9 protein-coding genes are annotated in these 13306 nt (G+C 59.6%); 4 read left to right on the top strand and 5 right to left on the bottom strand.

The window, feature by feature from the left end; genetic code table 11:
• Positions 1–98 precede the first annotated feature (98 nt).
• The 3 genes from J0G10_RS16925 to J0G10_RS16915 all read right to left on the bottom strand — a co-directional run bounded on the left by J0G10_RS16925 (position 99) and on the right by J0G10_RS16915 (position 4986).
• Positions 99–2213 carry an acyltransferase family protein gene (locus tag J0G10_RS16925; protein ID WP_220556299.1) on the bottom strand — a complete coding sequence of 705 codons (2115 nt, stop codon included), beginning with the start codon at positions 2211–2213 and terminating at the stop codon, positions 99–101.
• Positions 2214–2326: 113 nt separating this feature from the next.
• Positions 2327–3340, bottom strand: coding sequence for an aldo/keto reductase (locus J0G10_RS16920; protein ID WP_095047776.1), 1014 nt, complete (start codon positions 3338–3340; stop codon positions 2327–2329).
• A gap of 335 nt (positions 3341–3675) precedes the next feature.
• A complete protein-coding gene (locus J0G10_RS16915; protein WP_220556298.1) occupies positions 3676–4986 on the bottom strand; it encodes an MFS transporter in 1311 nt (436 codons plus the stop codon).
• Between the two features lie 171 nt (positions 4987–5157).
• On the opposite strand from J0G10_RS16915, the gene J0G10_RS16910 reads away from it, so the two are divergent.
• From J0G10_RS16910 to J0G10_RS16895, 4 genes are all read left to right on the top strand, one after another.
• The gene (locus tag J0G10_RS16910; protein ID WP_095050898.1) at positions 5158–6279 is read left to right on the top strand and encodes a sugar diacid recognition domain-containing protein; all 1122 of its coding nucleotides are present in this window, start codon (positions 5158–5160) and stop codon (positions 6277–6279) included.
• A 246-nt stretch (positions 6280–6525) separates the two neighbouring features.
• On the top strand, positions 6526–7665 hold the full coding sequence (locus tag J0G10_RS16905) for a glycerate kinase (RefSeq protein ID WP_220556297.1): 1140 nt from the start codon (positions 6526–6528) through the stop codon (positions 7663–7665).
• Positions 7666–7985: 320 nt separating this feature from the next.
• Positions 7986–9611: a methyl-accepting chemotaxis protein gene (locus J0G10_RS16900; protein WP_095050896.1), complete on the top strand. Its 1626-nt coding sequence runs from the start codon at positions 7986–7988 to the stop codon at positions 9609–9611.
• 41 nt (positions 9612–9652) lie between these two features.
• On the top strand, positions 9653–10840 hold the full coding sequence (locus J0G10_RS16895; protein WP_220556296.1) for a pyridoxal phosphate-dependent aminotransferase: 1188 nt from the start codon (positions 9653–9655) through the stop codon (positions 10838–10840).
• Between the two features lie 142 nt (positions 10841–10982).
• Here J0G10_RS16895 and J0G10_RS16890 read toward each other — a convergent pair whose 3' ends face one another.
• Both J0G10_RS16890 and J0G10_RS16885 read right to left on the bottom strand, forming a co-directional pair.
• Positions 10983–11960 (bottom strand): 2-hydroxyacid dehydrogenase, encoded by a 978-nt coding sequence (locus J0G10_RS16890; protein ID WP_220556295.1) that lies wholly within the window; start codon positions 11958–11960, stop codon positions 10983–10985.
• Between the two features lie 13 nt (positions 11961–11973).
• The gene (locus J0G10_RS16885) at positions 11974–13272 is read right to left on the bottom strand and encodes an MFS transporter (protein WP_095050893.1); all 1299 of its coding nucleotides are present in this window, start codon (positions 13270–13272) and stop codon (positions 11974–11976) included.
• Positions 13273–13306 lie beyond the last annotated feature (34 nt).

Raw genomic sequence — 13306 nt, 5'->3', positions numbered from 1 at the left:
CGTTGCCGCAGGCTGCGATCTTTTGGTCTTGCCTTTAAAAGTCGAAGATCGCAGCCTGCGGCCATTCCTCCACAAGCGTAGTCAGTGCCAGGAAAACATCACTGAGCAACCTTCAACGGATTACCGAAGCGCTTGAGGTACATCTCGCCGAACTTGTAAGAGGCGTAATCGGTGACGTGACCAATATCACGATAGACCGGCAAGCCATCGACGGTGGTCATACACGCGTCGTCTTTGCATTGCACGATTTTCGGGTCAATGACGATCAAGCCGGGATATTCAGCCTTCAGGTCATTGAAGAGTTTTTCCAGCACCGGCTCTTTGGCACCTGACCATGGCGCTGTGGCGCAGAGACTGCTTTGCTCGGCACTGCCCATCAAGCCGCGCAACTTGACCTGTTGCAGCAGGCAGGTGTTGATCCCGGCAGGCATGGGCAGCGTGTTTTCCAGAAGGACCGGCGTAGCGCCTGACTCGACAATCTTGTCCAGCGCCTTGCGGATCGCGGTGCCGAGGCGTTGTTGCGACAGTTCCGGGCTGCGCGGGTCGTCCCGTCTGGTGACGATGTCGTCGTCGAGATAGGCCTCCCAGAACTGACCCACGATCACATACTTGAAATGCTGCTTCGCAATCATCTCGTAATAGCGTTGAGTGGCGTTATGGCATTTTTGATACAGCCCGTTCGTGTATTTACTCTCGTCATAGAGGTAGATCCCGGGCAAGGCCAGGCACGCCGGGTAACCCTGTGTGAGGACGGCAAGGTTGGCATCCCTGGCCAGTGTTTCAACGAAACCCCAGTAATGATTCGAAAACGAATCGCCCATCAGCAATATTTGCGGCGCGGCCTGCACGGCGCCTGATATGCAGCCAGGATCGGCGCCATCGCTGACGCCCAGGCATCCTTCCCGATTGGCTGGAACAGAGGCTTTCAAGCCATTGAACACCTCGTTATAGCCTTGGTTGAAACGGTCGGGCCAGCCTTCATGTCTGACGCTGGCAGCGTGGAGCAGCGACAGACCGATAGCCGGTACGATCATTAGCACGACCAGCGTTTTGGCAAAGCCGAGCCTGGCCTTTCGAAACCGGTTTTCGACCAGCACATAGCAGAGCCAGGCCAGGACGAACGTCGAAACAAAGTAAAAGATGATCATCGGCGGGGTGAGGGCGATGCCCATGTAACTTATCACTGCCAGGATCGGCCAGTGCCACAAATACAAGGAGTACGAGAGCGTGCCGATAAACACCAGCGGTTTGAAGGCCAGCAGTTTCGAGGTGATGCTTGCATCACCAATACCCTGGAACAGCAACGCTGCAGTGGCCAGGCACACGGCAATGGCGTGGTACTGCGGGAAGCCCGGCAGGATATCGTCGAGGGTGGCGCAATAGATAATCGTGACAAGCGCAAGTGCACAGACCATAGAGGCGCTCAGGCGATTGAGCCTGAACTTGCCTGTGCCGAAGATGACTGCGCAGGAGCCAATCATCAATTCGAAAATTCGCGCGGTGAAGAAGTAGTAATTTTTTTCTGGATTGGTGTAAGACAGGTACAGCGCGAGCGCCATTGCCGCCAGGGTCAAACCGAGCACCGCCGCTTTGAAAACGCTTTTTGCCAGATAGCGGTTAAGCAACCAGAGGCCCAGTGGCAGGGCCAGATACCACTGCCATTCGATGGCCAGTGACCAGGTGTGCAGCAGTGGCAGGCTCGCCGTATCCGGCGTGGCGTAACCCGTTGTCACTTTGGAAAAGTATTGGTTGGAGATGATTAACGACGTGTACTTTTCGCTTTTGAGAAAATCGACATAGTCATCGGGCAAATACAGCAGCGTGCTGACTATCAGCGTAACGACCAGCAACGCAATCACGGCCGGTTGCAAGCGCCAGATTCGACGCGTGTAGAACCCCGAGAAAGTGAACGTGCCGTTGTTCAGCGATTTCATGATGATCGCGGTCGTCAGATAACCCGAGATCACGAAGAAGATATCGACGCCAATAAAACCGGACGGAAAAAGCGCCAGACCGCCGTGAAAAATCAATACCAACAACACCGCGATTGCGCGCAGTCCGTCAATATCCGCACGGTATTCAATCGATGGTTTGCGCTTGCCGGTAGTCGCGTTTGCTTGCGAGGAAGAGGGATCGCGCAGCTTATCGCCTGGCAGTTTGAACAGCAGACTGCGCAAAAGCTTGCTGGAAACCGCAACGGGGCGATTGGGCATTTATCAGTCCTTGGTTATTTCTGAACGATCAATCAACTCATTCCGTTTGATCGCGCTTTGATCCGCTGAAAAAACAGCCGAGGGTGTCGGCTGTCGAAGAGAGGCGGGCAAACTCAAGCCTGGTGCGGTTTACGCCCCGACACAAAATGACTCACATCGTTGAATCCAGGTGTCGATGAGTGCCCTGGCGTGACCAGCGAATCGATAAATGCCTCATCTTCAGCGCTGATCTTCACGGTCTGCGCCTTGGTGTACGCATCCCATTGCTGCTCCGTCCGCGGGCCGACGATCGCCGACGTCACGGCACTGTTGTTCAACACCCAAGCGATTGCAAACTCCACAATTGCGACGCCGCGCTGCTCGGTGTACTGCTGAATCTGTTGGGCAATACGCAGCGACTCGACGCGCCATTCGGTTTCCAGAATGCGCTTGTCCTGACGTCCGGCGCGGCTGTTGGCGTCCGGTTTGGCGTCCGGTGCGTATTTGCCGCTCAGCACGCCCCGGGCCAGCGGGCTGTAAGGCACCACACCAAGGCCATAGCTTTGCGCTGCTGTGATCTGCTCGGTCTCGGCCTGACGGTTAACGATGTTGTACAGCGGCTGGCTGATCACCGGGCGGTCAACACCGAGTTTATCGGCGATACGAATCACCTCGGCGATCCGCCAGCCGCGATAGTTGGACAACCCCCAGTAGCGAATCTTGCCCTGACGGATCAGATCGCCAATCGCCGACACGCTGACTTCAAGTGGTGTGTTGTGGTCTTCACGGTGCAGGTAATAAATGTCGAGATAGTCGGTGCCGAGCCGGGTCAGGCTGGCATCGATGCCATTGAAGATATGTTTGCGGCTCAAGCCGCTGCGGTTTGGCACGCCGTCCACCGGGCCGAAACCGACCTTGGTCGCCAGCACCCATTCATGCCGATGCCGGGCAATTGCTTCACCGACGATCTCTTCGGAGCGGCCGTTGGTGTAGACATCGGCGGTGTCGATGAAATTGATCCCCTGATCCCAGGCTTTGTCGATGATGCGCAGCGAATCCTCTGCGCTGGTCTGCTCGCCAAACATCATCGTGCCGAGGGTGAGGGTGGACACCTGTAACCCTGAGTGCCCGAGAGTGCGAAAGCTCATGCCGAAATCCTTTTGTCGGTGGGAAAGCCCTAATCAAATACCAGAAGCGCGTGACGCGGCAAAGTGAATTATTAGCTCAATACAACCCTCACCTTAACCCTCTCCCGGAGGGAGAGGGGACCGACCGAAGTGTTTCAAAGAGGTACGCCGACGTGCAATACCGAGTCGAATTCAGATCCTGAATAGCCCGGCAATCGGCTCCCTTTCCCCCTCGCCCCCCTGGGGGAGAGGGCTGGGGTGAGGGGGAAAAGGATCTACAGAACACCACAAACTCCAAGCCGAACCCCCAATAAAAAACGACCCTGAAAAGGGCCGTTCTTCCGTGCATCAAAAACTCAAGCCCGCAACGTCCGCGTCATGCGCAACGCCAGCAGACTCCCGCCCACAATCACACCCGCCAACAGATACAACGCCGCGTCGGTCGAACCGGTGCTGTCCTTTACCCAACCCACCAGGTACGGACTGAGGAACCCGGCCATCTGCCCCATCGAGTTGATCAACGCCAGACCACCGGCCGCAGCCCCGGCGCTCAACATGGCTGTCGGCACTGGCCAGAACATCGGCAGGCCGGTCAGCGCGCCCATGGTGGCGATGGTCAAACCCAGAATCGCAATGGCCGGGTTGGCCGCGAAATTCACCGCAATCACCAGACCGATCGCGCCCATCAGCATCGGCACCACCAAATGCCAGCGGCGTTCTTTGCGCAGGTCCGCCGAGCGCCCGACCACCAGCATGAACACCGCCGCCAGCAGATACGGAATCGCACTCAGCCAGCCAATCACCAGGTTATCGCTGAAGCCAAGGTTCTTGATGATCGACGGCAGCCAGAAGTTGATCGCGTACACGCCGCTCTGGATGCAGAAGTAGATCAGGCCAAACGCCCAGATCGCCGGGTTCTTGAACACCGCCAGCAGCGAGTCGGAGGTGGTTTTCGGTTTGTTCGCCAAATCTTCGGCCTGATCCGCTTCCAGCACTGCACGCTCATGCGGGCTCAGCCACTTGGCGTTGGCGAAGCTGTCGCTCAGCAGGAAATAGGCGAGGGCGCCGAGGATGACGGTAGGAATGCCTTGCAGCAGAAACATCCACTGCCAGCCGGCCAGACCGCCCTGGCCCGCAGCAAAGTGATTGAGGATCCAGCCAGAGAACGGGCTGCCGAGCAATCCGGAAACCGGGATCGCCGACATGAACAACGCCATGATCCGGCCACGGCGGAAGGTCGGGAACCACTGCGAGAGGTACAAAACAACGCCCGGGAAGAACCCGGCTTCAGCCGCACCGGTGAACAGCCGCAGGGTGTAGAACTCGGTCGGGGTGGTGACGAACAACAGGCAGGTCGACAGCGTGCCCCAAGTGATCATCATCACCGCGATCCAGCGCCGTGGGCCGAATTTGGTCAACGCCAGATTGCTCGGCACGCCGCACAGCACGTAGCCGATGAAGAAGATACCGGCACCGAGGCCGTACACGGTTTCGCTGAATTTCAGGGCATCAAGCATCTGCAATTTGGCAAATCCAACGTTGACCCGGTCGAGGTAGTTGAACAAGTAGCAGATGAAAATGAAGGGGATCAAACGCAGGGTGATGCGTTTATAAACGGCGTTTTTACCGTCATCGATGGTCTGGGTAGCTGCGGCGCTCTGCGACATAGCGGCTCTCTCTTTATTATGATTTTTTGCGATGCAAAGGTTAACGTTGATCGCCCCGAGAGTCTCGGCCACCTTTGGCTGGATTGTCTTTGTGCCTGCGCACAGGGTTTGCCGTCAGACCCTGTGCGGGTGAACAACCGCCAGTGCCATAAATCAAGGATTGCCGCCGCTATGTTTGAACTCGATCACGACCTCGCCCAGGATATCGTCGACCGGGCCATGGCCATTTTGCCCTACAACGTCAACGTCATGGACAGCCAGGGGCTGATCCTCGGCAGCGGTGAACCGGAGCGCATCAACACCCGTCACGAAGGCGCGCAACTGGTGTTGGCCAACGGTCGCGTGGTCGAGATCGACGCGCAGACCGCCGTGCATTTGAAGGGCGTGCAACCGGGGATCAACCTGCCGCTGTTGCTCGATCAGCGCTTGATCGGAGTACTTGGCATCACTGGCGAACCGGAGCAGTTGCGCACTTACGCCGAACTGGTGCGCATGACCGCCGAAATGCTCGTTGGCCAGCGCAATCAGCAGGCCGAGCAGCAATGGCGGCGCCAGCGTTGTGATGATTTGCTGGCGCTGCTGCTGAGCGAGGCGGGGGATTCGCCGCGTCTGGTCGATGAGGCGCAGCAACTTGGCCTCAAACCGCAGTTGACGCGGGTGCCGTATCTGTTCGAGCTGGGTCTTGAGCATGGGCCGGGGCAAACCGTTGAGGCGTTGAGTGCCTGGCTGACGTCGCGTTATCCCGATAGCTGGTGCGTGAGTTCGGCGAAGTCGTCACTGCTGTGGTGTCGGCCGGCGAGTCAAAACGTCGAGCATGATCGCTTGCTGGAAAAACTCGACGGCCTCGGCTGGAAGATTCTGCGCATTGCCGTGGGCGGGCAGGCCGATGGACTCGCCGGGCTGCGCCGTTGTTATCGCCGCGTGGGCGACTTGCTCGCCTATGGTCGCGAAGTGTTGCCGCATTCGCGATTGCTGACGCTGAACCGCTATCGATTGCCAGTGATGTTGTGGCGGCATCGTAACGATGATGCACTGGACGAATTGCTCAAACCGTTGCGCAAGGTGATCGCTAAGGACGGCAACGGCCAGTTGCTGGCGACGTTGCGCAGTTGGTGTGAGCACGATGGCCAGAGTCAGGCCTGCGCCGATGCCTTGGGCATTCATCGCAACAGTTTGCGTTATCGGATGGAGCGGATTGCTGAACTGAGTGGGGTTGATCCGTTAAGACTGGACGGGATGCTGGCGCTTTATCTTGGGGTGCAGCTGTTGCCCCAGACAGATCTGTCGGCGTGAGGTGATTTTGAGGCCGCCATCGCTGGCAAGCCAGCTCCCACAAGGGTTGATGGTGTTCACTACATTTGTGTTCACCGACAATCCCTGTGGGAGCTGGCTTGCCAGCGATGGCGGCCGAACATTCACCGCCACTTTCCCTGTCTTTGTGAAAATGAACAATAAACGCCCCCGCCACTTGTGCAGCGGACAGGCGTCAAGGCGCAGGCCGACTGGCAGCATGAGGGGCATTGCAACCGGAGAATTCCCATGAAGATCGTCATCGCCCCCGACTCGTTCAAGGACAGCCTCAGTGCCCAAGGCGTCGCCGAAGCCATTGCCCTCGGCCTGGCCCAGATCTGGCCGCAGGCAACGATGATCAAATGCCCGATGGCTGATGGCGGCGAAGGCACGGTCGAATCGATTCTGGCTGCCTGCGAAGGCGAACTGCGCCGTACCCGCGTGCGTGGCCCGCTGGGCACAGCCGTCGACGCCGCGTGGGGCTGGTTGCCGCACAACCACACGGCAATTATCGAAATGGCCGAGGCCAGTGGCTTGCAATTGGTACCGCTGGGGCAACGCGATGCCTGCATCAGCAGCACCTTCGGTACCGGCGAACTGATTCGCGCAGCGCTGGATGCCGGCGCGCAACGGGTGATTCTGGCGATTGGCGGCAGTGCCACCAACGATGGTGGCGCCGGGGCGATGCAGGCGCTGGGCGTGAAGTTGCTCGATGCACAGAATCAAGCGTTGGTGGCCGGTGGCTTGGCCCTGGCGCAACTGGCACGCTTGGACTTGAGCGAACTCGACCCGCGACTGGCGCAGGTGCGTTTCGATATCGCCGCTGATGTGAACAATCCGCTGTGTGGCCCACACGGTGCCTCGGCGATTTTCGGCCCGCAGAAAGGTGCATCGCCGGCGCAAGTGCAGCAACTCGATCAGGCGTTGGGCCACTTCGCCGAACTGTGTGCACAAGCGTTGGGCAAAGACGTCCGCGATGAACCGGGGAGCGGTGCGGCGGGCGGTTTGGGGTTTGCGGCGAAGGCTTTTCTCGGCGCGCAGTTTCAAGCCGGGGTGGAAGTGGTCGCCGAACTGGTTGGCCTTGCCGAAGCGGTCAAAGGCGCTGATCTGGTGATCACCGGAGAAGGGCGATTCGATGCGCAGACCTTGCGCGGCAAGACCCCGTTCGGTGTTGCGCGGATTGCCAGGCAGCACGACGTCCCGGTCATTGTCATCGCCGGGACGTTGGGCGAGGGTTATCAAGAACTTTACGAACACGGTATCGATGCGGCATTTGCCGTGACCAGCGGCCCGATGACACTGGAACACGCCTGTGCCGAAGCACCGCGTCTGTTGCGTGAACGCGCCACCGACATCGCCCGCGTCTGGCAGCTTGCCGCCAAACGCTGAGCCAGATCGGGATCTACCCCTGAAGGAGCTGCCGCAGGCTGCGATCTTTTGATTTTGCTTTTAAAAGCTCAAATCAAAAGATCGTCCGATCGCGGCCCGAGCCTTCGGCAGCTCCTACACCAAGCGATCAACAGTGTTTCATTGTTGTAACACCCGGAAAAATAGTTGCTATTGACCCGCAATCTTCCTAAAGCCTGGCCGATACAGCTAACAGGCGCGCACATAACTTCCTAAAACAGCGACGCCAGACTGAGCCCGCCCCCCTCGGGCCAGTGACGACGCATGGACGCTCGTAGTTTCTATCTTTCGAGAGCTCAACTATGTCCCTGCGTAACCTGAATATCGCGCCCCGTGCCTTCCTCGGTTTTGCCTTTATCGCCTTGTTGGTGATCGTGCTCGGCGTGTTCGCCGTCAATCGCATGTCGATCATCCGTCAGGCTTCGATCGATATGGACTCGACGCAATTGCCCAGTGTCACCCACCTCAGTGCGGTAACGGAAAACGTCCTGCGCATGCGCATCCTGTCGTTCCGTGTACTGGTCAATCGCGAGCCGGCCAGCCTGCAAGAGGCGCAAACGCGCATTGCCGTGCTGGTCGACAAGGCGCGCAAGGCTCAGGCCAGCTATGCCGCGCTGCCGGCAGGCCCTGAAGAACGTGAAATCTACCAGACCTTCTCAACCACCCTGGACAACTACCTGCAAGCGCAGAGTCAGATGATTGAGCTGTCGCGTCAGGACAAACTCGACGAGATGCGCACCCTGATCAACACGCGGATCAAGGAGGGTACTGACCAGATGGGCGAGCAGCTCAACAAGCTGATTGCAATCAACACGACCGATGCGAAAACGGCGGCCACCAAGGCTGGTGAACACTACGACAGCGCCGTGACCGGGATCATCATCGTTGCCGTGATCGCAGCGCTGGCCACCGTGCTACTGGCCTGGCTGCTGACCCGCAGCATCGTCACCCCGCTGAACCGTGCCGTACTGGCCGCACAAACCATTGCCGACGGCAACCTGAGCAAAACCATCGAAGTCGACGGCAAGGACGAAGCGACGCAGTTGCTGCAGGCGCTCGCCACCATGCAGAGCAACCTGCGCAAAACCATCGAACAGATCGCCGGTTCCGCCACACAACTGGGCGCCGCTGCCGAAGAGCTCAGCGCGGTGACCGAAGAAGCCTCCCGTGGCCTGCAGCAGCAGAACAACGAAATCGAACAAGCCGCCACCGCCGTAAACGAGATGACCGCCGCTGTCGAAGAAGTGGCGCGCAACGCCGTGTCGACCTCCGAAGCCTCGAACCAGTCGACCCACGCCGCCCGCGAAGGTCGCGATCAAGTGGTGAAAACCGTCGACGCGATCCAGACCATGACCCACGACGTGCAGAACACCGCGCAGATGATCGAAGGCCTGGCCGCGCAGGGCCGTGATATCGGCAAAGTGCTCGATGTGATCCGCGCCATCGCCGAACAGACCAACCTGCTGGCCCTCAACGCAGCGATCGAAGCCGCACGCGCCGGTGAGGCCGGGCGCGGTTTTGCCGTGGTCGCGGACGAGGTTCGGGCATTGGCTCATCGCACCGCGCAGTCGACCCAGGAAATCGAAAAAATGGTCGCCGGCATCCAGAACGGCACCGGCGAAGCGGTGTCGTCGATGCAGCAAAGCAACCAGCGCACCCAGACCACCCTGGAAATGGCCCGCGCCGCTGGGGTTGCGCTGGAGCAGATCACCCAGTCGATCCATCAGATCAACGAACGCAATCTGGTGATCGCCAGCGCCTCGGAAGAGCAGGCGCAAGTCTCGCGCGAGGTCGACCGCAACCTGGTCAACATCCGCGATCTGGCTACGCAATCGGCCGCCGGGGCCAACCAGACCAGCGCCGCGACCCACGAACTGTCGCGACTGGCGGTGGATTTGAACGCCATGGTGGCGCGTTTCGTGATTTGAGATACGGTGAAGGCTGGAGACCGCGCAATCAGGAGACGTACATGCGCTATTCAGCCTTGACCCAACGAATCGCCGGGGAGGGAGCCGCTGCCTGGCAGATTCACGACCGAGCGCTGGAGCTGCGCGCCGAGGGTGTCGATATCTTGCTGCTGAGCGTGGGCGACCCGGATTTCGATACACCGCTGCCGATTGTCCACGGCGCGATCGACAGTTTGCTGGCGGGCGATACCCATTACTCCGAAGTGCGTGGTCGTCTGGCGCTGCGCAAGCTGATTGCCGACCGCCATCGTCGGCGTAGCGGGCAAGCGGTGGATGCCGACCACGTAATCATCATGCCCGGCGCGCAATGCGCGGTGTATTCGGTGGCGCAATGTCTGCTCGATCCCGGCGATGAAGTGATCGTCGCCGAACCGATGTACGTCACCTACGAAGGCGTGTTTGGCGCGTGTGGCGCAACGGTGGTGCCGGTGCCGGTGCGTCCGGAAAACGGCTTTCGCGTCGACCCGGTGGATGTTGCCGCGCGTATCACCCCGAAAACCCGCGCCATGCTGCTCAACAGTCCGAACAACCCCAGCGGCGCAAGCCTGTCACTGCTGATCTGGCAAGAACTGGCGGCGCTGTGCATCCGCCATGACTTGTGGCTGATCAGCGACGAGGTCTACAGCGATTTGCTTTACGAAGGTCAGCACGTCAGCCCGGCGAGCCTGCCGGGCATGGCCGAGCGCACGGCGACGATCAACAGCCTGTCGAAATCCCACGCCATGACCGGCTGGCGCATCGGCTGGATGATCGGGCCGAAGTCGTTGGCCGAGCATTTGGTCAATTTGTCGCTGAGCATGTTGTTTGGCCTGCCGGATTTTGTGCAGAAAGCCGCAGAGATTGCGTTGCAGTCAGACCTGCCGGAAGTGACGCAGATGCGCGAGGAATATCGCCTGCGCCGGGATCTGGTGTGCGAGCGTTTGAGCGGTTGCCCGGGGCTGTATCCGATCCGTCCAGATGGTGGCATGTTCGTGATGGTCGATGTGCGCCAGACCGGTCTCGGCGCACAGGCGTTTGCCGAACGGTTGCTGGAGGGCTATGGGGTTTCGGTGCTGGCGGGTGAGGCGTTCGGACCGAGTGCGGCGGGGCATATTCGCATCGGGCTGGTGCTGGACCGGGTGAAACTGGCGGATGCCTGTGCGCGGATTGCGTTGTGTGCGGCGCAGCTTTTACAGGCGCGTAGTGCTTGATGGTGTTGGGTTGCCTGCACTGGCCCATCGCTGGCAAGCCAGCTCCCACAGTGATTTGAGGTGGACATGATAGTTGTGTCCGCCCGAAAACCCTGTGGGAGCTGGCTTGCCAGCGATTAGGCAAGAACAGGCACTGAAGATCTCAACCCTGCCAGGCCGATGGATTCACCAGATTCGCCGGCCTCTCTCCCTTCAACGCAGCCAACAAATTCTCCACCGCACACCGCGCCATCGCCTCCCGCGTCTCATACGTCGCCGAGCCCATGTGCGGCGTCGCCACCACATTATTGAGTTGCAACAACGGCGAATCGTGATTCAGCGGCTCACGCTCGAACACATCCAGCCCCGCCGCCCGAATCCGTTGATGACGCAGCGACTCGATCATCGCCGCCTCATCGACCACCTTGCCCCGCGAGATATTGATGAAGATGCTTTCCGGGCGCATCAGCGCGAACTGCTCGGCGCCGATCAAACCTTCGGTCTGCGCCGTCAGCGGCAAGGTCAGGCAAATGAAGTCGGCCTGCTTGAGCAGATCTTCGAGGCTGCGGTATTGCGCATCGAATCGCGCCTCGACCGCCGGTTTGCGCGACTGGCTGTGATAGATCACCGGCATACCGAATCCGAAATGCCCACGCTGCGCCAGCGCTTCGCCGATACGGCCCATGCCGATAATCCCCAGCGTCTTGCCATGTACATCGGTGCCGAAATGCGCCGGGCCGATATTGCGGCTCCATTGGCCGCTGCGCACCATGTTCGCCAGTTCCACCACACGCCGGGCAGCGGCGAGGATCAGGGCGAAACCGGTGTCGGCGGTGGTTTCAGTGAGCACGTCCGGGGTGTTGCTCAGGAGGATCTTGCGCTGACTCAGGTAATTGATGTCGTAGTTATCGACGCCGACCGAGACGCTGGCGATGGCTTCGAGTCGCGGCGCGAGATCGAGCAAGGCTGCGTCGAGTTTCAGGCTGGCGCCGAGTAAACCTTGGGCGCGGGGCAGGGCATCACGCAGTTGCATGAGGCCGTCGGCGTCGAGGCTGTTGATCAGCGTCACCTCACACTGCTCTTGCAGACGAGTCATCAGCGCGGGTGAAAGTTTCTTGTACAACACGACCTGTTTTTTCATGGCAAAAATCTCTTCAGGAGTGCGCCGGCACGGCACGCGTGGCGACGGCTTTGGCGACGACGCGATCACTGGCGCCGGGCTTGAGAAAAATCGTTAACACCACCGACAGCAGCAACGCGCCGCTCATCAATAGGTACGAAGCGCCGGGCGAACCGGTGGAGCTGTTCAGGTAACCGACCAGATACGAGCCGCCGAACGAACCGAGCGCGCCCATGCTGTTAATCAGCGCCATGGCGCCACCGGCAACGTTGGCCGGGAGAATCTCCGGGACGATGGCAAAGAACGGCCCGTAAGGCGCGTACATGCACGCGCCGGCAATTACCAGTAGCGTGTACGACCACCAGAAGTGTTCTGCGCCCAGCGCGTAGGAGCCGTAAAACGCGATCGATGCGATCAGCAGTGGCGGCCAGACGAAGCGTTTGCGCTTTTGCAACTTGTCCGAACCCCACGACACCACAAGCATGCCGATCACCGCCGCCAGATACGGCAGCGCCGACAGCCAGCCGGCTTCGATCATGTCCATTTGCGCGCCGGCCTTGAGGATCGACGGCAGCCACAGCACAAAGCCGTAAACGCCGATGCTCCAGCAGAAAAACTGCAGCGCGAGAATGATCACCTTCGGCGAACGGAACGCCTCGGCGTAGTTCTTCACTGCTTTGATACCGACCTGTTCAGCAGCCAGTGCGCTTTCCAGATCCTGCTTTTCCTGCTCGTTGAGCCACTTGGCCTGCGCTGGACGATCATCGGCCAGACGCCACCAGATAAACGCCCAGAGTACCGCCGGCAGGCCCTCAATGATGAACATCCAGCGCCAGCTGAAATGCTGCACCAGATAACCCGAAACCACCGACATCCACAGCATCGTCACCGGGTTGCCAAGGATCAGAAAGGTATTGGCCCGTGAGCGTTCGGCACGGGTAAACCAATGGCACAGATACACCAGCATCGCCGGCATTACAGCGGCTTCGACCACGCCGAGCATGAAGCGGATGACGATCAGCCAATAGGCGTTGGAGACCACGCCGGTCAACGTGGCGAGGCCGCCCCAGAGAATCAGGCTGACGAAAATCAGTTTCTTCACGCTGTGTTTTTGCGCGTAGATCGCACCCGGCACCTGGAAGAAAAAGTAACCGAGGAAGAACAGCGCACCGAGCAGCGATGACAGGCCCGGGGTGATCATCAGGTCTTCGGCCATGCCCGATGCGGCGGCGAAGCCGTAGTTGGCGCGATCCAGATACGCCAGGCTGTAGGTGATGAACACGATAGGCATGATGTACCACCAGCGGCGGGTGGCGAGGGTTGCGGTTTTCATGGGTCTTGCTCCTGAGCTTGTTGTTTTTGTCGCA

It is taken from the genome of Pseudomonas germanica (genome assembly GCF_019614655.1).
GTDB classification, from domain to species: Bacteria; Pseudomonadota; Gammaproteobacteria; order Pseudomonadales; family Pseudomonadaceae; genus Aquipseudomonas; species Aquipseudomonas neuropathica.
The sequence above is the reverse complement of the archived record's forward strand: the minus strand, read 5'-3'. Positions and strand labels throughout refer to the sequence as shown.